Annotated in this window: 23 protein-coding genes; 17 read left to right on the forward strand and 6 right to left on the reverse strand. The window is 67.9% G+C overall.

Annotated elements, in window-relative coordinates; all coding sequences use genetic code 11:
* Positions 1–3: 3 nt before the first annotated feature.
* Together ACYQ5L_RS26250 and ACYQ5L_RS26255 are read right to left on the reverse strand one after the other, a co-directional pair.
* On the reverse strand, positions 4–387 hold the full coding sequence (locus tag ACYQ5L_RS26250) for a peptidoglycan-binding domain-containing protein (protein WP_459960948.1): 384 nt from the start codon (positions 385–387) through the stop codon (positions 4–6).
* Positions 388–446: 59 nt separating this feature from the next.
* Positions 447–1,667 carry a DUF2235 domain-containing protein gene (locus tag ACYQ5L_RS26255; RefSeq protein ID WP_459960949.1) on the reverse strand — a complete coding sequence of 407 codons (1,221 nt, stop codon included), beginning with the start codon at positions 1,665–1,667 and terminating at the stop codon, positions 447–449.
* A 183-nt stretch (positions 1,668–1,850) separates the two neighbouring features.
* On the opposite strand from ACYQ5L_RS26255, the gene ACYQ5L_RS26260 reads away from it, so the two are divergent.
* The gene (locus ACYQ5L_RS26260; protein WP_459960950.1) at positions 1,851–2,528 is read left to right on the forward strand and encodes a response regulator transcription factor; all 678 of its coding nucleotides are present in this window, start codon (positions 1,851–1,853) and stop codon (positions 2,526–2,528) included.
* A gap of 91 nt (positions 2,529–2,619) precedes the next feature.
* Here the strand turns inward: ACYQ5L_RS26260 and ilvA are convergent, their stop codons facing one another.
* Complete coding sequence (gene ilvA, locus ACYQ5L_RS26265; RefSeq protein ID WP_459963543.1) at positions 2,620–3,945, reverse strand: threonine ammonia-lyase IlvA; 1,326 nt, start codon at positions 3,943–3,945, stop codon at positions 2,620–2,622.
* A gap of 308 nt (positions 3,946–4,253) precedes the next feature.
* On the opposite strand from ilvA, the gene ACYQ5L_RS26270 reads away from it, so the two are divergent.
* The gene (locus ACYQ5L_RS26270; protein ID WP_459960951.1) at positions 4,254–4,616 is read left to right on the forward strand and encodes a hypothetical protein; all 363 of its coding nucleotides are present in this window, start codon (positions 4,254–4,256) and stop codon (positions 4,614–4,616) included.
* 119 nt (positions 4,617–4,735) lie between these two features.
* On the opposite strand, the gene ACYQ5L_RS26275 is transcribed toward ACYQ5L_RS26270, so the two are convergent.
* Positions 4,736–5,173: a nitroreductase family deazaflavin-dependent oxidoreductase gene (locus tag ACYQ5L_RS26275; RefSeq protein ID WP_459960952.1), complete on the reverse strand. Its 438-nt coding sequence runs from the start codon at positions 5,171–5,173 to the stop codon at positions 4,736–4,738.
* Between the two features lie 86 nt (positions 5,174–5,259).
* On the opposite strand from ACYQ5L_RS26275, the gene ACYQ5L_RS26280 reads away from it, so the two are divergent.
* The 3 genes from ACYQ5L_RS26280 to ACYQ5L_RS26290 all read left to right on the forward strand — a co-directional run bounded on the left by ACYQ5L_RS26280 (position 5,260) and on the right by ACYQ5L_RS26290 (position 6,954).
* Positions 5,260–5,493: a hypothetical protein gene (locus ACYQ5L_RS26280; RefSeq protein ID WP_459960953.1), complete on the forward strand. Its 234-nt coding sequence runs from the start codon at positions 5,260–5,262 to the stop codon at positions 5,491–5,493.
* Positions 5,494–5,614: 121 nt separating this feature from the next.
* Positions 5,615–6,199: an MspA family porin gene (locus ACYQ5L_RS26285; RefSeq protein WP_459960954.1), complete on the forward strand. Its 585-nt coding sequence runs from the start codon at positions 5,615–5,617 to the stop codon at positions 6,197–6,199.
* Between the two features lie 317 nt (positions 6,200–6,516).
* Entirely contained in the window at positions 6,517–6,954 is a 438-nt protein-coding gene (locus tag ACYQ5L_RS26290) for a hypothetical protein (protein WP_459960955.1), read from the forward strand.
* 77 nt (positions 6,955–7,031) lie between these two features.
* Here the strand turns inward: ACYQ5L_RS26290 and dnaE are convergent, their stop codons facing one another.
* Positions 7,032–10,583: a DNA polymerase III subunit alpha gene (dnaE, locus tag ACYQ5L_RS26295; protein WP_459960956.1), complete on the reverse strand. Its 3,552-nt coding sequence runs from the start codon at positions 10,581–10,583 to the stop codon at positions 7,032–7,034.
* A gap of 203 nt (positions 10,584–10,786) precedes the next feature.
* Between dnaE and ACYQ5L_RS26300 the strand changes: the two genes are divergently transcribed.
* A complete protein-coding gene (locus ACYQ5L_RS26300) occupies positions 10,787–11,977 on the forward strand; it encodes a sensor histidine kinase (protein WP_459960957.1) in 1,191 nt (396 codons plus the stop codon).
* A 13-nt stretch (positions 11,978–11,990) separates the two neighbouring features.
* Here ACYQ5L_RS26300 and ACYQ5L_RS26305 read toward each other — a convergent pair whose 3' ends face one another.
* Positions 11,991–13,391: an MFS transporter gene (locus tag ACYQ5L_RS26305; RefSeq protein ID WP_459960958.1), complete on the reverse strand. Its 1,401-nt coding sequence runs from the start codon at positions 13,389–13,391 to the stop codon at positions 11,991–11,993.
* Between the two features lie 87 nt (positions 13,392–13,478).
* Here ACYQ5L_RS26305 and ACYQ5L_RS26310 point away from each other — a divergent pair, with 87 nt between their 5' ends.
* The 11 genes from ACYQ5L_RS26310 (at position 13,479) to ACYQ5L_RS26360 (ending at position 24,700) form a co-directional block, all read left to right on the forward strand.
* The gene (locus ACYQ5L_RS26310) at positions 13,479–14,273 is read left to right on the forward strand and encodes a helix-turn-helix domain-containing protein (RefSeq protein ID WP_459960959.1); all 795 of its coding nucleotides are present in this window, start codon (positions 13,479–13,481) and stop codon (positions 14,271–14,273) included.
* A gap of 458 nt (positions 14,274–14,731) precedes the next feature.
* Complete coding sequence (locus ACYQ5L_RS26315; RefSeq protein WP_459960960.1) at positions 14,732–15,598, forward strand: MinD/ParA family ATP-binding protein; 867 nt, start codon at positions 14,732–14,734, stop codon at positions 15,596–15,598.
* A 70-nt stretch (positions 15,599–15,668) separates the two neighbouring features.
* The gene (locus tag ACYQ5L_RS26320) at positions 15,669–16,460 is read left to right on the forward strand and encodes a LytR/AlgR family response regulator transcription factor (RefSeq protein WP_459960961.1); all 792 of its coding nucleotides are present in this window, start codon (positions 15,669–15,671) and stop codon (positions 16,458–16,460) included.
* Positions 16,461–16,519: 59 nt separating this feature from the next.
* Positions 16,520–16,819: a hypothetical protein gene (locus ACYQ5L_RS26325; RefSeq protein WP_459963544.1), complete on the forward strand. Its 300-nt coding sequence runs from the start codon at positions 16,520–16,522 to the stop codon at positions 16,817–16,819.
* 16 nt (positions 16,820–16,835) lie between these two features.
* Entirely contained in the window at positions 16,836–18,425 is a 1,590-nt protein-coding gene (locus ACYQ5L_RS26330; RefSeq protein ID WP_459963545.1) for a sodium/solute symporter, read from the forward strand.
* 82 nt (positions 18,426–18,507) lie between these two features.
* Positions 18,508–18,861 carry a DUF485 domain-containing protein gene (locus ACYQ5L_RS26335; protein WP_459960962.1) on the forward strand — a complete coding sequence of 118 codons (354 nt, stop codon included), beginning with the start codon at positions 18,508–18,510 and terminating at the stop codon, positions 18,859–18,861.
* Positions 18,858–20,489, forward strand: a complete 1,632-nt coding sequence (locus ACYQ5L_RS26340) for a solute symporter family protein (RefSeq protein WP_459960963.1) — start codon at positions 18,858–18,860, stop codon at positions 20,487–20,489. The genes ACYQ5L_RS26335 and ACYQ5L_RS26340 overlap by 4 nt, the downstream gene beginning before the upstream one ends.
* A gap of 46 nt (positions 20,490–20,535) precedes the next feature.
* The gene (gene acs, locus ACYQ5L_RS26345; protein ID WP_459960964.1) at positions 20,536–22,503 is read left to right on the forward strand and encodes an acetate--CoA ligase; all 1,968 of its coding nucleotides are present in this window, start codon (positions 20,536–20,538) and stop codon (positions 22,501–22,503) included.
* 173 nt (positions 22,504–22,676) lie between these two features.
* Positions 22,677–23,840 carry a serine hydrolase domain-containing protein gene (locus tag ACYQ5L_RS26350; RefSeq protein ID WP_459960965.1) on the forward strand — a complete coding sequence of 388 codons (1,164 nt, stop codon included), beginning with the start codon at positions 22,677–22,679 and terminating at the stop codon, positions 23,838–23,840.
* A gap of 12 nt (positions 23,841–23,852) precedes the next feature.
* The gene (locus tag ACYQ5L_RS26355; RefSeq protein WP_459960966.1) at positions 23,853–24,338 is read left to right on the forward strand and encodes a carboxymuconolactone decarboxylase family protein; all 486 of its coding nucleotides are present in this window, start codon (positions 23,853–23,855) and stop codon (positions 24,336–24,338) included.
* Complete coding sequence (locus tag ACYQ5L_RS26360; RefSeq protein ID WP_459960967.1) at positions 24,335–24,700, forward strand: DoxX family protein; 366 nt, start codon at positions 24,335–24,337, stop codon at positions 24,698–24,700. Before ACYQ5L_RS26355 ends, ACYQ5L_RS26360 begins: the two co-directional genes overlap by 4 nt.
* The last annotated feature ends 70 nt before the right edge of the window (positions 24,701–24,770 follow it).

Consider the following 24,770-nt stretch of genomic DNA (forward strand, 5'->3'; position numbering starts at 1 on the left):
TGATCATCCCGGCACTCCGGGTGTGACGAGGAGTGTTGCGGGACGGAGGCGTTCGGGGACAGGACGCTCACAAGGGCCGGTCCGGACGCAGGCGACGTGTTCGCCGGTGTTGTCGTATACCGGCCATTTCATGGCGGCGGCGGTCCTGGGTCCGTAGACGCCGTCCTGTTTCTCGCCGACCACGTCCTGGACATAGCGGACGTCGGTCTTGGTTGCCGGGCCGTAAATGCCGGTGCCATCGGCGGTCTCGTGGCCGTAGCACAGCCGAAGCGCCTCGTGCAGGGCGGTGACACCGGCCAGCGGCGCGGCGGGGGCGCTGCCGCGCGACTGGGATTCGACGACGGACGGGATGCAGCGGCGGTTCCCGTCCTCGGTGCTGGGCAGCACCCTATGCCTGCCCGCCTCGACTGGAACCGTAGTCGTGAAGTGGCAGCGTTCGCTCCGCGCTAGGCGGCGGATTCACCACCGGTGCTGTTGTCCGTCGCCATCAAGGTGGCGAGCCCGCCGCCGCGTCCCGGGCCCGGCTGCTGGGCCGGGTCCGGGGCGATCGGCGGGTAATCGGTGTACTCGATGTACCGGGACGGGATGTCGCCGCCCATTTCCTCCAGCCGCCGGCGCAGATTGGCCGGACGGTAGTTGCCGACCGAGGAGGCCAGATAGCTGTTCTGGTCACCGGGCTCGAGCAGGCGCCGCCAGGAATCCCAGTAGAACCGCCCCCGGCGCGGACTCCGAATCATGCGGAACGTGTTGAGGATCCGGTACGCGGGGCCGAGCGAATTGTGCCGCTCGCAGTGCTCCGCCGCGGACTCCGGGCAGTGCGCCAGCAGCTGCGCCAGGCGGGGATGGTCGAAGGCCAGGCCCTCCTTCTCCGCCTCGTCGATCATCCAGCGCAGGGTGATGTCGGACAGCGCGCATTCCGGATAGCCGCCGCCGATATCGCTGTGCACGCCCTCGAACCAGACCTGCTTGACGCGATCGCTGCGCCGGTACTTCTCCCCCAGCTCGACCGGGACCTCCCACAGGCAGGGCTCGAAGGCGCGCCGCCGCTCGTCGAGGGCCAGCGCCTGCCGTGCGCAGTACACGGTGCGCGAGAGCCGCACATCGTGGAAGCGGTGCCGCCACGAGGTGATGCCCGGAATGCCCATGGCGCCGACGGTGTCGAAGACGCCCAGGAAGTTGATCTTCACCGGGTCCGGGTAGCAGTACTCGGCCCGGAAATCGATCCATTCCTGCGGATCCGGCGCGTCCGGATCCTTGCGGGTCTGATAGATCTTCAGCGCGTCGGGATACTTGCCCTTGATCATGCCTTCGTAGTTGAGGATGCCGAGGCGGTTGATCATCCCGGCCAGGCTGCGGGCGGTGTACGCGCCGCGGCTGAATCCGAAGATGAAGATCTCGTCGCCCGGCTCCCAGTTGGAGGCCAGCTGCCAGTACGCCGAGGAGAGGTTCGCTTCGAGGCCGAGACCGAATGCTCCGCCGAGCAGCCGATCGGAGACGAAACCGCGGGCGCCGGGCCCGGAGATGTAGAAGACGCGCTGCCCGATCTGGGTGCCGTCGGGGCCCTTACCCGACAGCCGGACCGTCTGCGCGATCTTGATGATGTTCGACACCGTGCTGCTCGACTCGGCCTTCCACGTGCCGTCGCAACACACCACCAGCCTTTTCATGAACAAAGCCTCCCGCCCAGACTGTTCGGTTTCACGCGTAGTGGACTACTCGATTGATCGCATGAAGTGCGTGAATCCGTTAACCCAGATCTTGGTGGAGCTCACTTGCAGAGTTGTTAACGCTCGCTTATCACCGCGCGATCGCTCATGAATCGTTCACGATCGATATGGCACCGTGTGCCCATGCCCGACGAAGGAACGAGCCCCCGCAAGGTGTGGGTGCTGGTGTGCGAGGACGACGACGATCTGGGGGAACGCGTTGCGAGCGGATTGCGTGATGCCGGATTCATCGTCGATCTGACGCGCAATCTCGACGAGGCGGGCCGGCGGATCGGCGCACAGCTCTACGACTGCCTGGTGGTCGATCGCGGGCTGCCCGACGGCGACGGGCTGGATCTGGTTCGGCGGCAACGGAAATCGGGGCGCACCACCCCGGCGCTCATCATGACCGCGCGCGACAGTCCGGCCGACCGCCGCGACGGCTTCGCCAGCGGTGCGAACGACTGGCTGCCCAAACCGTTCTCCCTCGCCGAGCTGTCGGCCCGGGTGCGAGCGCTGTGCGTGCGGCGTCCCATCCCGCCCTCGCCCGTGCTCACCATCGGCGATCTGGTGGTGGATCGGCTGCGGCGGCGGGTGCAGCGGGCCGGGGTGCTGCTGACGGTCACCTCGCGGGAGTTCTGCGCGCTGGAATTGCTCGCGGCGCGCGCGGGCCGCCCGGTCACCCATTACGAACTCGCCGAATACTGCACCGAACCGCCGGCCGAGATCGGCATCGACGATGTGGTGCACCGGCTGGATCGCAAGCTGGGGGCGCCGCAGCTCATCCACGCCACCGAGACCGGGTATCTGCTGCGCGCCTGAGCGGCTCGGACCCGCGATCCCACGTGGGGGTGGATCGCGTTCGGCCGTCCCGGGCAGGGTTCCTTCCCCGCCCTGCCCGGGAACGCGTCGATCAGGTCAGATAGCGGTAGGCCGGGGAACCCGGATCCAGGCGCTCGCCCTGGATCGGCGATTCGTCCATGCGCTTGAGCAGGGCCTCCAGGCCGTCCGGCGAACCCAGTTCGATGCCGACCAGCGCCGCACCGGTCTCCCGGTTGTTGCGCTTGACGTATTCGAACAGCGTGATGTCGTCATCGGGACCGAGGACCTCGTCCAGGAAGCGGCGCAGCGCGCCCGGCTCCTGCGGGAAGTCCACCAGGAAGTAGTGCTTGAGCCCCTGATGCACCAGCGACCGCTCGATGACCTCGCCGTAGCGGGAGACATCGTTGTTGCCGCCGGAGAGCAGGCACACCACCGTGGTGCCCGGTTCGATATCGAGCTCGCGCAGGGCCGCGACCGAGAGCGCGCCCGCCGGCTCGGCGACGATGCCCTCGTTCTGGTACAGCTCCAGCATGGTGGTGCAGATCGCGCCCTCGTCCACGTGCATCATGCGGAAAGAGCCTGCGCCACGGTCGGATTCGGTCGTGGTCAGTAAAGGCAGCGAGGCGTGCGAGCGCACCCGGCCGCCGAAGCGCGAGACCGCGGTGAACGGCACCGCGCCGATGCGGCGCACGGCCGCGCCGTCCACGAACGGATCGATCTCGGGCAGCGTCACCGGACCGCCCGCCACCAGCGCGGCGGTCATGGACGCGGCCCCCGAGGGCTCCACGCCGAGAATGGCCGTCTCCGGCGCCCGCTCCCGCAGATAGGTGCCGATACCGGCGAGGCAGCCACCGCCGCCCACCGGCACCACCACCAGATCCGGTGCGTGGCCGAGCTGTTCGAGGACTTCCGCGGCAATGGTGCCCTGCCCGGCCGCGGTGCGCGGATCGTCGAACGGATGCACGATGGTCGCCCCGGTGCGCTCCGCATCGGCGAGGGCGGCCGCCGCGGCGGCGTCATAGGTGTCGCCGATGGCGATCAACTCCACGAATTCCCCGCCGTGCACGCGGATTCGATCGCGCTTCTGCTTGGGCGTGGTGGTCGGAACGTAGATGCGCCCCTTGATCCCCATCGCCTTGCACGCGAACGCCACACCCTGCGCATGATTTCCGGCGCTGGCCGCGACCACGCCCGCGGCGCGCTCCGCGGCGGTCAGCTGAACGATGAGGTTGTACGCGCCGCGCAACTTGTACGAGCGGACAGCGGTGAGATCCTCCCGTTTCAGGAAGACCTCGGCCCCGGTAGCCGCCGACAGCCGCGCATTCCTGACCAGCGGCGTCGGCTCGATAATGTCGGAAATTCGCTTGGCGGCGGCATCGATCTCGTCCGCGGTCAATTCAGGCAGCGGACCGGACACTTTCTCTGCTACGGCAAGCGGATCAGACACCCGCAACATGCTAGCCGGGACCGGCCGACGACCTGCGGGCGGAGCCGCCAAACGGGGCGATTCGCCCGGATCCGTGCGCGCGTGGGCCGTGGCGTGTTTCACAGCAGGCCGCCGAACTGGTCATTTGACTGTCAAGCACCCGGGGAGGCCGCACCTCCGCTTTGCCCGGTCAGCAAATGCGCAGCTAGCTTCGGTGGCGGTGTCGTCGCCCGCTACCCCTCATAGCGGGTGGCGGCGCCGCTTCTCGTCTACGCAATCCAGAAAGCCGACAACGCCTGATGAATCTCCGTAAGCCCATTGCCATTTCGCTCATCGCCGCGGCCCTCACCGCCGGTGTCGCCGCCGGCACCGCCGCCGCCGAGCCGCTCACCCTGGAGCCGGTCGCCACCAACCCGGACGCACAGAACCATGATCCGGTCGCCAATGGCGCGGCCGCGGGCGCGGGCATCGGCGCCGGCATCGGCGCGGGCAGCGCGGCGCTGTCCGCGGTGCCGCTGGCCATCCTGGTCCCGGGCCTCGGCTCCGCCGTCGGCGCGGCCAATGTCGGCCTGGCCGCCCTCATCTACGGCGGCATCGGCGGCGGCCTGGGCGCGGCCACCGGCGCGATCGCCCCGGATGTCGTGCCGCAGGTCCTGCCCTGAGGCGAGCCCGCATCGAGCGATGACCCCGAACAAAGAAAATGCCCCGGCCGCTGAGGTGGCCGGGGCATTTTCCATCGGCGCCGGATCCCGGGTGCGCGGGATGAGCGGCCGATCGCCGATCAGTCTCGGGGCGTGAGGACGAAGACGGGGATCACGCGGGTGGTCTTCTTGGTGTAGTTGTCGTAGTCCGGCCAGACCTCGGCCGCGCGCTTCCACCACAGATCCCGCTCGTCACCGGTGACCTCGCGGGCGTCGTAGTCCTTCACGACCGCGCCGTCACGGAGCTCGACGTGCGGGTCGGCCTTCAGGTTCCAGTACCAGACGGGATGCTTCGGGGCGCCGCCGAGCGAGGCGACGACGGCGTACTCGCCGTTGTGCTCCACGCGCATGAGCGCGGTCTTGCGCAGCTTCCCGGACTTCGCGCCGCGCGAGGTCATCAGGATGATCGGCTTGCCCTGCATGGTGTTGTGGGTGGCTCCATTGGATGCCTCGTAGCCCTCGGCCTGCTCGCGGGCCCAATCCAGCGTGCTGGGTTCGTACTCTCCGATTAGTGGCATGAATCGGCCAACAGCATGGGGTGTTGTTATGTTCCCGACAGAAAGTTCGGTGGACCGAACTTTCGGGGGTCGGGTAGCCTGACGTCATGGCAGTGGTTCACCCAACCCAGGCGCAGCGGGCGCGCGCGGCGACCGTGGATATCGCCGGCACCGCGTGGCCGGTGTACAAGCTCGAGGCCCTCGCCGCCGGGCTGGTGACCGCACTGCTGCTCGCGCTCATCACCGGATCCGTGCAGACCGCCGTCCTGGCGGCGGCGACCGTGGCGGCCCTGCGCTGGATCGCGGGCGCACTGCCGTCGGCGACCCGCCCGCGCCTCTGACTGTTCCGGTTCCGCGAATTTTCCTCGAATAGCGGCCCGTCAGCCCGTGTGTCATGCGGGTTGGTCATGCATGTTCTCTATTACCTTTATCGATATGCGGTTGTTCAGGCGGTTCAGACCGTTGTCACTAACCCTCCTATCGATCGGCGCCACGTCGATTTGCCTCCCGCAAGGCCACGCGGACGTCATCACGCTGCCGGCGCACGAGCAGACCTACCAATCGACATTCGGAAGCTTCACCGTCGGGCATGCCCCGGAGTACATCAACCGCATCCCGCCCCTGAACCAAATGGGCACCACCCGCGAGGCCCTCGTCACCACCGCCGCCTACGGCCGCATCAACGGCATGGCCGGCGGGACATTGAAGGTCGGCTATCACGTCGGCTGCGCGGTCACCATCGGCGCGGGCACCCTGGGCGCCACCCCCGACATCCCCGTCGGCTTCACCCCCAGTGGTCCGGACGCCCACTTCAACCCCAACCCGGTCGCCACCCTCAACCTCAATGCCGGTGAGGTGAAAGAGGTTTCACTGGCAGAGAAGGAAGTCCCCCCGGGCATCACGGCGACCACCATCATCCGCGACTTCCACATAGTGGTGAACCAGTGCACCGGCCCGGTCACCATCCGCCAATACGTCTATCTGTACGCCAAGTCCGCGGAGGTCGACGACAGCGGCGCCGTATTCGGCGACCCAACGTGGTTGTAGTCCTCCGTTCATAGAGGCCCCCTCCAAGGCGCCGAGGGGGCCTCGCCCAATTTCCGGCAAGCCGAAATACACAAATCTATTTGGACGAGATCCCAAAACACAGTGGGGGCTTTCCCAACGAAATCCAGCAACACTGAAGTCTCTCTACAAGTCCGATGACTTGCCTTGGCGCATAATGGATTTCACGCAAATCACTTCTTCGTTTCGGGTGCCCCGGGCGCTGTCCGGTCGTATGGTGAATGGGCAGCTGCACTCGTAATGTCCTCGAAAGTTCCGCGCTCCGTGCGTAATTCATGCGCGGCGAAAGGTGGTTTGCGATGGCACCGTTACCGAACGGCGTTTACGGAATCGGCCGCCCGGTCAATCAACTCTGCACACTGCTCGGCTCGGAGCCGGGCGCTCCCGCACTACTGCTCCCACCGACCGGCAATCCGGGCGAACAGGACTGGGAGCTGGAAGTACTCGCCAATGGCAATGTCACTCTCCGCAATGTCAAGGCCCAGCTCTATCTTGGCGTGGACGGCGATCTCATTCCCGGTCTGGCGGTCACCGGGACGCTCAAGGCCTGCGAATGGGCGCTCTATCAGAGCGCCGTCTCGTTCGCATTCCACATTGTGGTCCCGGGCGGGCCGATCGGCGGCGTCGAACTCGCCCTCGATCTCAACCTGTTGCAGATCACCCCGCCCCGCATAGGATTACGCGCCCTCGATGTGAACGACCAGTGGCAGGCCTGGCGCTTCTTCCTGCGCGAATGAGGTGAGATCGGCGCTCTGAATTCCTGTGCGTCGGCCGGGCCGCCGGCCGACGCACGGGGGTGCCGGACACTCGACGGCTAGCCCGCCAGGCAGCCCGGGCCGAGCAGGGCCTTGAGGTCGCCCATGAGGGCCGAGGACGGCGAAACCCGGAGGTTGTCGGCGACTTTCAGCACGGTGGTGCGTTCGCGGGAGCCGACGTGGCGGATGTGCACATTGGCGGTGCCGGGGTGGCTGCTCAGGACGCGCTTGAGAGCGCCGATCTTGTCGGGGGTGCACAGGCGGGTCGGGATGACCACCGACAGCGGCTTGTCCACGCCGATGGAGGAAAGATCCGGCACCACAAGGTCGTTGGCGATGAGCGAGACGCGGTCGTCGCGGGCGGAGACGCGCGCCTTCACCAGGACGATGGCGTCCTCGGTGACGTCCATGCCGTAGACCGAGTAGGACTGCGGGAAGAACAGGACCTCGATGCCGCCGGAGAGGTCCTCCAACTGCGCCGACGCCCAGGGCAGGCCGTTCTTGTTCACGCGGCGGGTGACATTGGCGAAGATGCCGCCAATGGTGACCTGCGCGCCGTCCTTCACCTCGCCTTCGAGAATGGCCGGGATCTGGGTGTCGGACTGCGCCGCCAGCACATGCTCGACGCCATTGAGCGGATGCCCGGACACGTAGAGGCCCAGCATCTCCCGCTCCAGGGCGAGCTTGTGCTTGGTCTCCCATTCCTCGTCGGGGACCTTCACATTGAAGACGCTGGCAATCGAATCGTCACCGTCGTCGAGGCCGCCGAAGAGGTCGAACTGGCCGATGGCCTCGGCCTTCTTGGTGGACATGACCGCGTCGATGGCATCGGAGTGCACCAGCATCAGGCCCTTGCGCGGATGCCCGAGCGAGTCGAAAGCCCCTGCCTTGATGAGGGATTCGGTGACCTTCTTGGTGCAGGCCACGGCATCGATCTTGTTCAGATAGTCGGAGAAGTCGGTGAACTTCGACTTCTCCTTGCGCGCCGCGATAATCGACGACACCACATTGGCGCCGACATTGCGGACCGCGCCCATGCCGAAGCGAATGTCATTGCCCACGGAGGCGAATTCGATCTCGGACTCGTTGACGTCGGGCGGCAGCACCTGGATGCCCAGGCGGCGGCAGTCGGCCAGATAGACGGCGGCCTTGTCCTTGTCGTCACCGACGGAGGTGAGCAGACCGGCCATGTACTCGGCCGGATAGTTGGCCTTGAGGTAGGCGGTCCAGAACGACACCAGACCGTAGCCGGCGGCGTGCGATTTGTTGAACGCGTAACCGGCGAACGGGAGAATCGTGTCCCACAGCGCCTTGATGGCGGGCTTGGAGAAACCGTTCTCCAGCATGCCCTTCTCGAAGCCCTCGAATTCGGCCTCGAGCACCTCGGCCTTCTTCTTACCCATGGCGCGGCGCAGAATATCCGCTCGGCCGAGGGAGTAGCCGGCGACCTTCTGCGCGATCTGCATGATCTGCTCCTGATACACGATCAGGCCGTAGGTATCGCGCAGGATGTCCTTCAGGGGCTCCTCGAGCTCCGGGTGGATGGGTTTGACCTCTTGCCGCCCGTTCTTGCGGTCGGCGTAGTCGTTGTGCGCGTTCATGCCCATGGGACCGGGGCGGTACAGCGCGAGCACGGCCACGATGTCCTCGAAGCCGGTGGGGATCATGCGGCGCAGCAGATCGCGCATGGCGCCGCCGTCGAGCTGGAACACGCCGAGAGTGTCACCGCGGGCGAGCAATTCGTAGGTGGCGGGATCTTCCAGCGGCAGGGTGTCGAGGTCGAGTTCGATACCGCGGTTGTTCTTGATATTGACCAGCGCGTCACCGATGACGGTGAGGTTGCGCAGGCCCAGGAAGTCCATCTTCAGCAGGCCGATGGCCTCACAGGACGGGTAGTCCCAGCCGGTGATGATGGCCCCGTCCTGGGGCCGCTTCCACACCGGGATGGCGTCGGTGAGCGGCTCGCTCGACATGATGACCGCGCAGGCGTGCACGCCGGCATTGCGGATCAGGCCCTCGAGGCCGCGGGCGGTCTCGTAGATCTTGTTGACATCCGGGTTGGTATTGATGAGCTCCCGGACCTCGGCGGCCTCCTTGTACCGCTCGTGCTCGGGATCCATGATGCCCGAGAGCGGAATGTCCTTGGCCATGATCGGCGGCGGCAGCGCCTTCGAAATCTGGTCGGCGATGGCGAAACCGGGCTGGCCGAACTGGACGCGGGCCGAGTCCTTCAGCGCCGCCTTGGTTTTAATGGTGCCGAAGGTGATCACCTGGGCGACCCGGTCGCTGCCCCACTTCTCGGTGGCGTAGCGGACCATCTCACCGCGGCGGCGATCGTCGAAGTCGATATCGATATCGGGCATGGAGACGCGTTCCGGATTGAGGAAGCGCTCGAACAGCAGCCCGTGCGGGATGGGGTCGATATTGGTGATGCCCATGGCGTAGGCGACCAGCGAACCGGCCGCCGAACCACGGCCCGGGCCGACATTGATGCCGACCGAGCGGGCGTAGGTGATGAGGTCGGCGACGATGAGGAAGTAGGCCGGGAAGCCCATCTCGTTGATGACGCCGATTTCGTAGTCGGCCCGGGTGAGGTATTCCTCCGGAACCCCGGTGGGGAACCGGCGATCCAGGCCCTTCAAGACCTCGTGGCGCAACCAGCTGGCCTGGGTCTCGCCCTCGGGGACCGGGAAGATGGGCATGCGGTCGCGGTGGTTCCAGACCTCGTCGTAGGACTGCACGCGCTCGCCGATGAGGACGGTGTTGTCGCAGGCGCCGGGGACTTCGGCGTCCCAGATGGCGCGCATCTCCTCGGCGGACTTGAGGTAGTAGCCGGAGCCGTCGAACTTGAAGCGGGTCGGATCGGAGAGGGTCTTGCCGGTCTGCACGCACAGCAGCGCCTCGTGGTTGGCGGCGTCGTGCTCGTGGACGTAGTGGCAGTCATTGGTAGCCAGGGGCGGAATGCCCAGTTTCTTGCCGACCTCGAGCAGGCCCTCGCGCACCCGGCGTTCGATGGACAGGCCGTGGTCCATGATCTCGAGGAAGAAGTTCTCCGGGCCGAAGATCTCCTGCCACTTGGCGGCGGCCTCCAGCGCCTCGCGTTCCTGGCCCAGGCGCAGGCGGGTCTGCACCTCGCCGGAGGGGCAGCCGGTGGTGGCGATGATTCCGGCGGCGTGCTCGGCGATGATCTCGGCGTCCATGCGCGCCCACTTGCCGAGCTGGCCTTCGATGGAGGCGAGCGAGGACAGCTTGAACAGGTTCCGCAGACCCTGCGCGTTCTCGGCGACCATGGTCATGTGGGTGTAGGCGCCGGAACCGGAGACGTCGTCGCTCTTCTGCGAGGGATCGCCCCACTGCACGCGCTTGGTGTTGAACCGCGAGTCCGGCGCGATGTAGGCCTCGATGCCGATGATCGGCTTGATGCCCTGCTTCTTGGCGGAGTTGTAGAACTCCGACGCGCCGTACATATTGCCGTGGTCGGTCATGCCCACCGCGGTCATCCCCAGGCGATTCGCCTCTTTGAACAGGGGCGTGATCTTCGCCGCGCCGTCGAGCATGGAGTACTCGGTGTGGTTGTGGAGATGAACGAATGATCCCGACGAGGCTGACACGCAGACATACTAAGCGCCCTCACCGACTGCTTCGGACGGGCGCGCGGAGGAGATCGGGAACGACGAGGTGGCCGGTCTGCGACAACGGCGTGCCGCCCCCGCGTGTCGTGGCGAATGTCACTGCGGCAACGGGCAGGTGATAATCCGGGGATGATCTGGTTGCCGCGCGGCGCCGCCGCCCGCACCGCCCGGACGGCGGCGCCGTGACCGCGACCGCCGCCGCCATTCTCGTCACCGGGGTGCTCATCGCGGGCGCGCTGCTGGCCTGGCCGCGCACCCGCCGCACCGTGACCACGCCCGCCGAACGGGCCGTGCACACCGCCTTGCAGACGGCCTCGCAGGCGGCGCGGCCGCTGCGGCGCGGGCTCACCGCGGACTCGGCGCAGGAGGCGGCGCCGCATCTGCGCGCGCTCACCGGGACGCTCGCCGTGGGCATCACCAATCCGGAGGGCGACATGCTGGCTTGGGACGGACCGCATCCCGAGCTGACGGCGCTGCTCGCCGACACCGCGCGGCGGGCCATGGCCAGCGGGCGGCCGGTGCTGGTGTCCGGGCCGGGCAGCGATGGATACACGCTGCTCGCGCAGCCGCTGGCCACCGAGTACAGCGGCATGATCGGGGCACTGGGCGTGGTCACCGCGGATCAGCCGGGGCCGGGCATGCTCGGGGCCGTGGCGGAGGTGGCGCGATATGCCTGCGGGCAAATCGAATTGGCGGAGCTGGACGCCTCGCGGGCGCGGCTGGATCGCGCGGAGGTGCTGGCGTTGCGGGCGCAGATCAGCCCGCATTTCATCTACAACGCGTTGAACACCATCGCGTCGTTCGTGCGGACCGATCCGGCGCGGGCGCGGGAGCTGATCCTCGATTTCGCCGACTTCACCCGGTATTCCTTCCGCGCCGCGGGGGAATTCACCGTGCTCGCGGACGAATTGAAGAACATCGACCGGTATCTGGCGCTGGAACGCGCGCGCTTCGGGGACTCGCTGCAGGTGCGGTTGCGGATCGCGCCCGAGGTGCTCGGGGTGGTGCTGCCGTTCCTGGCGCTGCAACCGCTGGTGGAGAACGCGGTGCGGCACGGGCTGGCCGCCAAGCCGAAGGGCGGGACGCTGACCATCGTGGCGGCCGACGAGGGCACCGACTGCGTCATCACGGTCGAGGACGACGGTGTCGGCATGGATCCCGAACTGCTGCGCTCCGGAGCGCTGGATTCCATTCAAACCGGCACCGGCCCGGCCACTTCCGGGGAATCGGCGCATGTGGGGCTGGCCAATGTGGACGACCGGTTGCGCGCGGCGTTCGGCGACGACTACGGGCTGGTGGTCGACACTGCGCCCGGCGCGGGCACCAAGGTGAGCATGCGAATCCCCAAGTTCCGCGCCGGAATTCACGCCTGATATCGCGAGGGCCTCACTGCCGCTGCCGTTTTCCCGGGGAGCGAGGGCCGGCGAGGGCCGCGCAGACCGCCGTCACCACGAGCAGGCCGGTGACCGCGACGGTGACCCGGAGCAGGCCGTCGGCGGAGGACGGCGCGGCGAAGTAGACGCTGCCCAGTCCGGCGACGGTCGTCGCCGCGGTGAGCATCGGGCCGGTGGAGTCGAGTGCCGACAGCGCCGAAGCGTGCTGCGGCTGCACCAGTGTCGTGAGGTGCGCGATCAGCGGGCTGTAGCCGGCGGCGTGCCCGGCGCCCGCGATCAGCAGCAGCGGGGCGGCGAGCACAGGGTTCCAGTGGCCGTGAACGAGTATGAGCACCAGCGTGATCGAGCCCGCGGCGAACAGGATCGGCCCTACCGTCGGCAACGCACGCTGCACGCGCTGCGGGTACCGATTCCAGCTCAGGCTGAGCGCGCCGAACCCAACGGCGAACGGCGCGAACGCCGATCCCGCCTGCAGCGGCGAGAACCCCAGGGCCGATTGCAGGTGCAGCGTCAGGGTCAGCAGAAACCCGCTGTAGCAGCCCATGATCAGGCAACAGGCGAGGAGTCCCGGCTTCACGCCCGGCGGCCGCAGTACCGCCGGATCCAGCACCGGATGCGGCGAATTCGTTTCGTAGCGAACGAATACCGCCAGCAGGAAACCACCGGCCGCGAGCGAGATCCATGCCCAGACGGGCCAGCCGAATTCCCGGCCGAAGATGAGCGGGAGGGTGAACGCGGTCATGGCCACCGTCAGCAATGCCACACCCGCCGGATCGAGGCGAACCCGCCCGTCCACCCGCGCGGCCGGCAGCATGCGCGCGCCCACGACCAGCGCGAGCACGCCGATCGGAAGATTCAGCAGAAAGGCCGGCCGCCAACCGAGTCCGAACAGATCGGCGCCGACCACCAGCCCTCCGGCCACCTGCCCCAATACGACCCCCAGCGCCAGCACCATGCTGTAGATCCCGATCACGCGCCGTCGCGCCGCCCCGTCCCAGTACAGCTGAATGAGCGAAAAGACCTGCGGCATGAGCAAAGCCGCGCCCACGGCCTGGGCGATCCGCGCGAGCACCAGCACGGTCGCGTTCGGCGCCACCCCGCACAGCAGTGAGGCGGCGGTGAACCATCCCAGGCCGATCAGGAACACTCGCCGCTGCCCGACGATGTCCCCGAGCCGCGCACAGGTCACCAGCAGCACTCCGGTGGTCAGCAGATATCCGGACACGATCAGCTGAATGGCCGCACCGCTCGCGCCCAGCTCTTCCCGAATGGTCTGCGCCGCCACCGATACGATCGCGCCGTCCATGGTCGCCATCAACTGCCCGATGAGCAGCACGGTGAGAATCCACCCCCGGCGCGTAGCCGAGTCCGTCGACGAAGCGAGTGCGATCATGCCCCCGAGCATCGACCGCCCGCCCCCGCCCGGTCTTGAACAAATATGCGCATCGAACCTGTCGGTCCCCACCCTTAAACTCACCTGGTGCTCCACGCGCGAACGGTGATCACCACCCCCCACTTCGTGATCCGCGCTGTCGACTGCACCGACGACCACACTCGCTGGTCGGCCGCCGAGGCCCCGCCCGGCCCGCAAATCGTCCTGGTCCGCCGCGGCCACTTCCGCCTCGATTCCCGAGGCCGCCACTTCACCGCCGACCCCACCGCCGGTTACCTGCACCGCCCCGGTGAAGAACTCCGCTTCGCCCACCCCGCCGGCGGCGACGCCTGCACCTCCATCACCTTCACCGACCACGCCCTCACCGAAGGCATGGAGTCCGCCCCCTCCCCCTCGATCCGCGTGGACCCCCGCCTGGAGCTGGCTCACCGAATCCTCCTCCGCACCACCCGAGACCCCGACTTCGCCACCACCGAAGCCGTAATCCACCTGCTGACCCTGGCCCTCCGCGCACAACCCACCGCCGCCCCCGCCCCCGGCCGAGCCGATCTAGCGGACCGGGCCCGCCGAGCAATCCTCACCGGCGCCCCCGCCGGCGCCACCCTCCTCACCCTGGCCCGCCACCTGAACACCTCCCCCGCCCACCTGAGCCGAACCTTCCATCACCACATCGGCCTCCCGATCTCCCGTTACCGCAACCGAATCCGAATAAGCGAAGCCCTGTCCCGCCTCGACCGAGGCGAATCCAACCTGGCCGCCCTGGCCGCCGACCTCGGCTTCAGCGACCAGTCCCACCTCACCCGAGTCCTGCGCCGCGAACTCGGCCACCCGCCCACCCGAATCCGCGCCCGCTTGAGTGATACGCCACCGACCGGGAACTGATGGCGGGACCTACTCGCGAAATGCCGCCACCGGTTCCCGGTCGACGCCGTTTCCGATTACTGGTGCGATGCGCGTCGGGCGGGTGGTTGTGGCGAAAGTGATTGGTGTGGCGGAAATCTACGGTGGCGAGAGGCGCTGGGGAGGGTGAGCGGATGACAAGATCGATCCATGTGGGGGGCGGGTTCGGTGTAGTATTTGGCGCAATTGAAAGACATTGCAGTGCATGTTTTTTGAGGTCTTGATCGAGACGCGGCTGTAGGGGGTACGCGGGCTGGAACTGAAGAACTCATCGAAGATGTCGTGGCGCAGGGGAATCTCGTCTACGCGGTGAGGGTGTGGACGGGGCGCGGGTCGATCGATGCTGAACTGCTTTGTATTGCGGAGTGCGCAGGTTGGGTCGGTCGGGAGGCGCTGCGGAATCTGTTGGACCGAATGCCGCTCACACAAAGGGATCTCGAGTGTTCGACAATTACCCCGATCACCCCGCCGAGCTTTCCGCCACTCCCACGGATCTATCACTGCTACTACGCCAGCCTCCGCCCGGCGCGCCCACCGATGTCGTGCGCCTGCACGACACCGACGGATTCCTGCTGTGGGCGGAGGTGCCGCCCATCCTGGTGATGGGCAGTTCCGGCGGGGCGGGCACCACCACCACGGCCCTGGGCGTGGCCGCCGCCGTCGCATCCGATTACGAGGAGCGGTCGCCGATCGTCGTCGATGCCAGCGCCACCGGCGGCGACCTGGCGCGGCGGGGGTGCGACAAGATCGACCCGGCGGGCACCGTGCAGACCTGGCTCAATATGGGGCCGCGGGGGCTGGCGCCCTCGGTATTGGACAGCTGCGGTGAGAACAGTTCCAGCTTCGGCGTGCTGCCGCGCGGCCCGGAGGCGCTGCCGCGGCGCGAGAGCTACTCCTCGGTGCATCGCGACCTCTCCGCCGCGGGCTGCCTGCCCATCTACGACGGCGGCTCCCCCGTCACCAATCGCATGGTCACCCCCCTCCTCTCGGACCCCCGCATCGCACTGGTGATCACGCTCGCCGCCCGCCCGGACGCGGTGAACCGGCTCAAGCCCGCGCTCATCTGGCTCGACGACAATTTCGGCGAACACCACTTGGCGGACGCCCTCATCGTGGTCACCCGCCAGCATCCGACCGACGGCCCCGGCGTCGCCCAGCACGCGCGCACCTACCTGGGCAAGTATGTGCGGGCCGTGACCGAGATTCCCTACGACACCCATTTGGCCGAAGGCGGCCCCATCACCTGGACCCAGCTGTCGCCGCCCACCCGCCTCGCCTACCGCAAGATCATCAACCTGCTGCGCTGAACCGTTCGGGTCCCGCCGCGCGCGAGGGCCGAGGTCGACCGTCTGGTTTGCACCGTACGATGGATCAGTTGTGACTCAGACCACCGACAGGGAGCCGGGCGTGCTGCGCGTGTTGGCCGTGGATGACGAGAAGCCGGCCTTGGATGAGCTGGTCTATTTGCTGCGGGCGCAGAGTGAGGTCGGGCAGATATACGCGGCGGGGGATGCCACGGCGGCCCTGCGGGAGTTGCGGGCGCACCCGGTGGATGCCGTGTTCTTGGATATCAATATGCCGGGACTGGACGGGATGGAGCTGGCGGGGATCCTCTCGGAGTTCGCGAATCCGCCCGCGGTCGTATTCGTGACGGCGCATGACGACAAAGCGGTGGCCGCATTCGATCTCGGCGCCGTGGACTATCTGCTGAAGCCGCTGCGGGAAGCACGATTGGCGGAAGCGGTGCGGCGCATTGCCGTCGGCCGGAATGCGCCCCCGCCCGGGGCGGTCCGGACCGATCCGCACGAGGTCATTCCGGTGGAACTCGGCGGGGTGACCACACTGGTGGATCGCGCCGAAGTCAGCTGGGTCGAGGCCGACGGGGATTACGCGCGACTGCACACCGGATCCGGATCGCATTTGGTGCGGATTCCCTTGTCGGAACTGGAGAACCGGTGGCGGGAGGCCGGTTTCGTGCGCGTGCACCGCTCCTATCTGGTCGCCCTGCGGCAGGTGACCGGATTGCGCACGGTGGGCACCGGGACGGTGGTGTGCCTACGCGCCGAAGGGGATTCGCCGGCGGTGGAGCTGCCGGTGGCGCGCCGGCAGGTGCGCGAACTCAAACAGCGGCTGGTCCCCAACCCGCCGCGGAACCGGACGCAGCGGTGAGCGCGGAGCGGCCCCGCCCCCGGGAGCGGGTCGTCCTCGCGGAACGGCGCGGCGCGCGCATGGTGCGCACCCGGGTGGAGGTGGCCGAACAGACCGAGGTCGGAGCCGTGCTGATCGGCGGCCTGATCCGCGCCCAGTTCGGGCTGGCGGTGCGGCTCGCGGTGGTGACGGTCATCGTGCTGGGAGCGCTGCCCCTGCTGTTCTCGACCGGCCTGGGGTCCGCCGAGGTGGCGGGCGTGCGGGTGCCGTGGGTGCTGCTGGGGGTCGCGGCCTATCCCCTGCTGTTCGGTATCGGCCGGATCTATGTCCGCCTTTCTGATCGCAATGAACATGATTTCGGCGAATTGACCGGTGACTGAGGTGGATTCGCCGACCATGCCGGGAATCACCTTGGCGGCGCTGCTGCTGGCGGCGATCGCCAGCGTGGGCATCGCCGTCTACGGCGTGCGGCTGGCCCGGACCACCTCGGATTTCCTGGTGGCCTCGCGCAGTGTGGGCGCGGGCTGGAATGCCGCGGCCATATCGGGGGAATACCTTTCGGCGGCTTCGTTTCTCGGTGTCGCCGGGCTGATCGCCAAGTACGGCGCGGATGCGCTCTGGTATCCGGTGGGCTTCACCGCGGGATATCTCGGACTGCTGTTGTTCGTGGCCGCGCCATTGCGCCGCTCGGGCGCCTACACCGTTCCCGACTTCGCCGAATTCCGGCTCGGCTCACTGCGTTTGCGGCGATTGTCGGCGCTCACCGTGGTGCTCATCTGCGCGGTGTATTTGATTCCGCAGTTCCAGGGCGCGGGCCTGACGCTGCGGATTCTGCTCGGCGTTCCGGGCTGGGTGGGCGCGGTCGCGGTGGCCGCCATTGTGATCGGCACCGTCGCCAGCGGCGGCATGCGCTCGATCACCTTCGTGCAGGCCTTCCAGTACTGGCTGAAATTGACCGCCGTCGCACTACCCGCACTGGTGTTGGCCGCGCATTTCCTGCGCGGTGACCGCGTCTTCGATACCACCGAACTCTCCGCGGCGGGCGCCGATTGGCTGACCCCGGGCGGCGGACTGGGCGGGCCGCATCCGATGTTCCAGGTGTATTCGCTGATTGCCGCGACCTTCCTGGGGACCATGGGGTTACCGCATGTGCTGGTGCGGTTCTACACGAATCCCGATGGGCGCGCGGCCCGTTCGACCGCGGTCACGGTGATCGGCCTGGTCGGCCTGTTCTACCTGTTCCCCACCCTGCTGGGCGTGTTCGCGCGACTCTACGTCCCGGGCCTGGTGAGCGCGGACAAGTCCGATGCCGCGGTCCTGCTGCTGCCGGGCTCGGTCCTCGACGGTCTGCCGGGCGAGCTGCTGGGCGCGCTGGTCGCCGCCGGCGCCATCGCGGCCTTCCTGTCGACCTCCTCCGGCCTGCTGGTCAGCATTGCCGGCGTTGTCAGTACCGATATCCTGCGCGGCCGCATCCGTGATTTCCGGGTGGCCGCGCTGGTGTCCGGCGCTGTGCCGCTGGGACTCTCGTTCGCGGTGGCCTCCCTGGACCTGTCCCGCACGGTCGGCCTGGCCTTCGCCGTCGCCGCCTCGACCCTGTGCCCGCTGCTGGTGCTGGGCATCTGGTGGCGGGGTCTCACGGCGCGGGGCGCGGCGGCCGGCTTGCTGGCGGGCGGGCTCACCGCGGGCACCGCCACCGTGGTCTCGGTCTCCGGCGGCGTCCCCGCGCATCTGGCGGGCGGCTGGCTCGCGGCGGTGCTCGGCTATCCGGCGGCGGTCAGCGTGCCGCTGGCCTTCCTGACGATGATCGTGGTCAGCAAGCTGAGCCCGGGCCAGTCCGCGCGCGAGGTCGGCCGCATCTTCGTGCGCATGCACGCCCCCGAGGGCCTGGGCCTGGGCGCGGACCGTGAACCCGGCTCACGCCAGGCCGGACCGCTCATCGCGCCGAAGCGACCGTTCACCGCACAGCCGGGCACCTTCGCCGAGTGACCCGCGCCACATCATGTTTCCGTCACACGGTCCTCGCTAACGTCCGGGGTACGTAAGCCACGTCACACGCTAGGACCCCTCGATGAGCAGCACCGATCTCGGCAAGAACCCGCCGAGTCCGCCCACGGCAGCGGAATTCACCGCCGTACAGGCCAGCCCGGAGTTCCAGGAACTGCGACACCGGTTGCGCCGCTTCGTCTTCCCCATGACCGCCCTGTTCCTGGCCTGGTATCTGGTGTACGTGCTGCTGGGCGCCTACGCGCACGACTTCATGGCGACCAAGGTGGTCGGGAACATCAATGCCGGGCTGCTGCTGGGCCTGGCCCAGTTCGTCTCGACCTTCGTCATCACCGGCCTGTACGTGCGATTCGCCAATCGTGAACTCGACCCGCGCGCCGCCGCCATTCGCGAGCACATGGAGGGCAAGCACGCATGAGCACCGGCTATCTCGCCGCCGCGGCCGTCGGCAATCCGGCCGCCAATATCGGCATCTTCGCGCTGTTCGTGGCCGTGACCATGGTCATCGTCATCCGCGCCAGCCGCAGCAATGCCACCGCCGCCGACTTCTTCACCGGTGGCCGCGGCTTCTCCGGACCGCAGAACGGCGTCGCCATCGCGGGCGACTATCTGTCCGCGGCAAGCTTTCTCGGCATTGCCGGCGCCATCGCGGTGTACGGCTACGACGGGTTCCTGTACTCCATCGGATTCCTCGTCGCCTGGCTGGTAGCGCTGCTGCTGGTGGCCGAAATGCTCCGCAACACCGGCAAATTCACCATGGCCGATGTGCTGAGCTTCCGGCTCAAGCAGGGGCCGGTGCGCGCGGCCGCCGCGCTCACCACGCTCACCGTGTGCCTGTTCTATCTGCTGGCGCAGATGGCGGGCGCGGGCGGTCTGGTCGCCTTGCTGCTGAATGTCAGCGACAAGACCGGGCAGGCGGTCGTGATCGCCGTGGTCGGCGTCCTCATGATTCTGTACGTGCTGGTCGGCGGCATGAAGGGCACCACCTGGGTGCAGATCATCAAGGCCGTGCTGCTGATCGCCGGCGCGGGCATCATGACCGTCATGGTGCTGGCCAAGTACGGCTTCAACCTGTCCGACATCCTGGGTTCGGCACAGCAATTCGTGTCGGAGTCGACGAACAAGACTGTCGCACAGCGTGATGTGCTGGCCCCGGGCGCACAGTACGGCGGCAGCTCCATGTCGAAGCTGAACTTCCTGTCGCTGGGCCTGGCCCTGGTGCTCGGAACCGCCGGCCTGCCGCACGTGCTCATGCGCTTCTACACCGTGCCGACCGCCAAGGAAGCCCGCCGCTCGGTGGTGTGGGCCATCGGCCTGATCGGCGCCTTCTACCTGTTCACCCTGGTGCTCGGCTACGGCGCCGCCGCCATCGTCGGCCCGGACCGCATTCTGGCCGCGGCGGGCGGGCAGAACTCCGCGGCCCCGCTGCTGGCCTTCGAACTCGGCGGCGTGGTGCTGCTGGGCGTCATCTCCGCGGTCGCGTTCGCGACCATCCTCGCGGTGGTGGCGGGCCTGACCATCACGGCCTCGACCTCCTTCGCGCACGACATCTACGCCGGAGTCGTCAAGCGCGGCAAGGCCGGTGAGAACGAGCAGGTGCGGGTGTCCCGCATCACCGCCATCGTGATCGGCATTCTCGCCATCGGCTTGGGCATCCTGGCCAATGGCCAGAACATCGCCTTCCTGGTGGCGCTGGCCTTTGCGGTCGCGGCGGCGGCGAATCTGCCGACCATCCTGTACTCGCTGTTCTGGAAGCGCTTCAACACCACCGGCGCGCTGTGGAGCATGTACGGCGGCCTGATCTCGACCATTGTCCTGATCGTCTTCTCCCCCGCCGTGTCCGGTTCCAAGACGGCCATGCTGTCCAGCATGGACTTCGACTGGTTCCCGCTGTCCAACCCGGGCATCGTGTCCATCCCGCTGGCCTTCGTGCTCGGCATTGTCGGCACCTTCCTCGGCAAGAACGACGAGGACCCGGCCAAGGCCGCCGAGATGGAGGTTCGCTCCCTCACCGGTGTCGGCGCCGAAAAGGCTGTCGCGCACTGATTCCGCGCCCCGGAACGCCCCCCGATTCGATTAGGAGATTTTCGCAGTGACCACCACGACCCGGCCCGACGAGACCACGACCGCGGAGCGCGTGCCCGTGGCCTACCCGCCGAGCGAGCAGTTCGTGGCGCAAGCGAATGCCGGATCGCCGCTGTACGACGCGGCGGCTTCGGATCGGGAGGCGTTCTGGGCCGAACAGGCCCGGCGGCTGCACTGGCATCGGCCCTTCACCGAGGTGCTGGACTGGTCCGGCGCTCCCGTGGCCCGCTGGTTCGGCGACGGCACGCTCAATGTGGCCTACAACTGCGTGGACCGCCACGTCCTCGACGGGCACGGCGATCAGGTGGCCATCCACTGGGAGGGTGAACCGGGCGATTCGCGGACCATCACCTACGGCGATCTGCTGGCCGAGGTGTCAAGGGCCGCAAATCAGTTCACATCGCTGGGGTTGACGGCGGGCGATCGCGTCGCCATCTACATGCCGATGATTCCCGAGGCGATCGTCTCCATGCTGGCGTGCGCACGCCTCGGGCTCGTGCACTCGGTCGTCTTCGCCGGTTTCTCGGCGAGCGCGCTGCGCCAGCGGGTGGACGACGCCGAGGCGCGGCTGGTCATCACCACCGATGGCCAGTGGCGGCGCGGCAAGCCCGCGCCCTTGAAGGAGGCCGTCGACGAAGCCCTTGCCGCCGAGGGTGATTCGACCGTCGAGCACGTGCTCGTGGTGCGCCGCACCGGCATCGACACCCCCATGACCGAGGGCCGCGACCTGTGGTGGCACGACACCGTCGCCAATGCCTCCGATCAGCATGAGGCGCAGGCGTTCGACGCCGAGCATCCGCTGTTCATCCTCTACACCTCCGGCACGACCGGGAAGCCGAAGGGCATCCTGCACAGCTCGGGTGGCTATCTGACCCAGGCGTCGTACACCCACCACTACGTCTTCGACCACAAGCCGGGGCAGGACGTGTACTGGTGCACCGCTGATATCGGCTGGGTGACCGGGCACTCCTACATCGTGTACGGCCCGCTCTCGAATCGCGCGACGCAGGTCGTCTACGAGGGCACCCCGAATTTCCCCGATGAGCACCGGCACTGGCAGATCATCGAAAAGTACGGCGTCAGCATCTATTACACCGCCCCGACGCTGGTGCGCACATTCATGAAGTGGGGTCGCGAGATCCCGGACTCCCACGATCTGTCGTCGCTGCGCCTGCTGGGCTCGGTGGGCGAGCCGATCAACCCGGAGGCCTGGCGCTGGTACCGGGATGTGGTGGGCGGCAACAAGACCCCCATCGTGGACACCTGGTGGCAGACCGAGACCGGCGCCATCATGATCTCCCCGCTGCCCGGCGTCACCGCGACCAAGCCCGGCGCGGCCATGACCCCGCTGCCCGGCATCTCCGCCCGCATCGTCGACGAGGACGGCAATGACCTGGGCGACCGCAATGCCGACGGACTGCTCGTCCTCGACCAGCCGTGGCCGTCCATGGCCCGCGGCATCTGGGGTGATCCCGACCGCTTCCGCGAAACCTATTGGGCGCGATTCGCCGCCACCGGCTGGTATTTCGCCGGTGATGGCGCGCGCCTCGACGCCGAGGGCGATCTCTGGGTCATGGGCCGCGTGGACGATGTCATGAATGTGTCGGGCCACCGCATTTCCACCGCCGAGGTGGAGTCGGCGCTGGTCGGTCACTCCGGGGTCGCCGAGGCCGCCGTGGTCGGCGCCTCCGACGACACCACCGGTCAGGGCATTGTCGCCTTCGTCATCCTGACCGCAGAGGCAGAGAACACCGGCGAAGCGCTGATCGCCGACCTGAAGGCCGAGGTCTCCCGCGAGATCAGTCCCATCGCCCGGCCCCGCGAGATCCATATCGTCCCCGAGCTCCCCAAGACCCGCTCCGGCAAGATCATGCGCCGCCTGCTGCGCGACGTCGCCGAGGGCCGCGAACTCGGCGACACCTCGACCCTGGTCGACCCCAACGTCTTCGAGGCCATCCGCGCCGACAAGAAGTAGTACCCGCACCCGCAGTAAGTAGGACCACGCCGCAGGCAAAGACCACGACGCCGAAGGCGAGGCGGACCCGGCCGCAATGAGGGGGCCGGGTCCGAATACTCCCGCGGTCACCTTTTCGCTCCGCCCTCCGTCAATGAATCAGAACACCGATTCAGACGGAAGGAGCGAGCACAATGAGCAAGATCGAAGTACACGGCACCGTCGCGGACGGATTCGAGTCCGTCCGTGCGGAATTCGCGGCCGTGGTGGCCGAGGAGGACGGCGAGTCCGGCGCCCAGCTGGCCGCGTTCGTGCGCGGACGGCAAGTCGTCGATCTCTGGGCCGGACCGGAGATCACCGGTGACACGCTGACGGGCCTGCACTCGTCGACCAAGGGCGCGTCCGCTCTGGTGGTGGCGCTGCTGATCCAGGAGGGCGTCCTCGATATCGACCGCCCCGTCGCCGACTTCTGGCCGGCGTTCGCCGCGGCGGGCAAGGCCGGCATCACCGTGCGGGACGTGCTGGTGCACCGGTCGGGACTCATCGGCGCCGACGGCGGATTCAGCCGCGCCGAGTTCGCCGACGACCGGGTCATCGCGGCACGGGTGGCGGGCCAGCGGCCCTATTTCGCGCCCCGCACCGTGCACGGCTACGGCGGCTTCGTCACCTACGCCATTGTCGGCGAGGTGATCCACCGGATCACCGGCTCGACCATCCAGGAGATCTTCGAGGAGCGCATTCGCGCGCCGTACAACCTGGACGTGTACCTGGGCCTGCCGGAGGAGCTGGATCACCGCTACCTGGAGATCCTGCCGTGGCGGGCGACGCCGGAGATGGAGGCGGCGTTCGCGGCGAATTCGCCCAACCCGCACAGCATTCCGGGCATCTCCTACAACCTCAACTACCGCGGGTTCACCCCCGCCGATGTGATGGCCGTGCCGAACAATCCGGCGGTGCGCCGGCTCGGCCAGGCCTCGGGCGGCGGTGTCGGCAGCGCCAATGGCCTGGCCACCATGTACGCCGCGGCCATCTCCGGCATCGACGGCGGCGAGCCGCTGTTGAAGCTGGACACCATTGTCGAGGTGGCCATGATCCATTCCGGCGGAAAGGATCTGGTGCGCGGCGAGGACGCGCCCTATTGCGTGGGCTTCGAGGCGAAGGGCCTGATGTACCCGTTCCTGGGGGTGCACGCCTTCGGCCACACCGGTTCCGCCGGGTCGGACGGCTTCGCCGATCCGCACAGCGGCCTCACCTACGGCTACACCCGCCGCCGGGCCGCCTTCGCCTTCCATGCCCCGGAGAACAAGCGGCTGGCCGCCGTGCTGCATCGCGCGGCCACCGAAATCAACGCTCACTGAGGAGAATTCATCATGACCCTGCGCATGACCAACCCGTTCTATCTGCTGCCCGAAGCGGGCACGGCGATTCCGAGGGCCCTCGAGCAGGCCGTCTTCAGCGCCGACATTCCCAAGTCGACCCTGGCCATAGCCGCCATGCGGGCCAGCCAGATCAATGGCGGCACCGCCTGCCTGTGGGCCGAGGTGCAGCTGGCGAAGAAGGAGGGCATCACCGACGACCAGATCGCCACCGTGGCCGCCTGGCGCAACGCCCCGTACTTCACCGACGCCGAACGCGCCGCGCTGGCCTTCGCCGAGGCCATCACCGGCATGGCGCACAGCGGCGGCGCCATGGTCTCCGACGAGCTGTGGGACGAGCTCTCGCGTCATTACGACGAGAAGCAGCGGGCGGCGCTGACGCTCTGGCTCGCCGGCGGCACCATGTTCAATATCGTCAACAATGTGGTCCGCGAGCCCGCCGGGCAGATCTGGGACAACAGCGAAGCGGGCGACTCGTGAGCGCCCGGTCGCGGGCGCTCACGGCGGCCCGGTGGATTCCGGGCACGGTGCTGCTGGCCGAGACCGCGGTGGGGTCGTACTGGGATTTCTCGCGGATCTCCTATGTGCGGGATGTGTTCGACCGCCTGGGATATCCGATGTACTTCGCCACCATCCTGGGTGCGGCCAAGGCGGCGGCCATCGCCGCGCTGGTCACGCCGGGACATCCCCGCACCAAGGAATGGGCCTACGCCGGACTGGTTTTCGTCTACGGCGGCGCGGCCGTCTCGCATATCGCGGTGGGCGACAAGCCCGACAAGTGGGCCACGCCACTGGTTTTCGTAGCCAGCGCGCTGGCCGCCCGGCAGCTGCAGAAACCCTGACCGCCGGATGCGAGCAGTGATCGCGGGGGTGGCGATGAGGACCGCCCCCGCGGTCTGCCGCATCCGGCAC

This window comes from Nocardia sp. IFM 10818 (genome assembly GCF_054655275.1).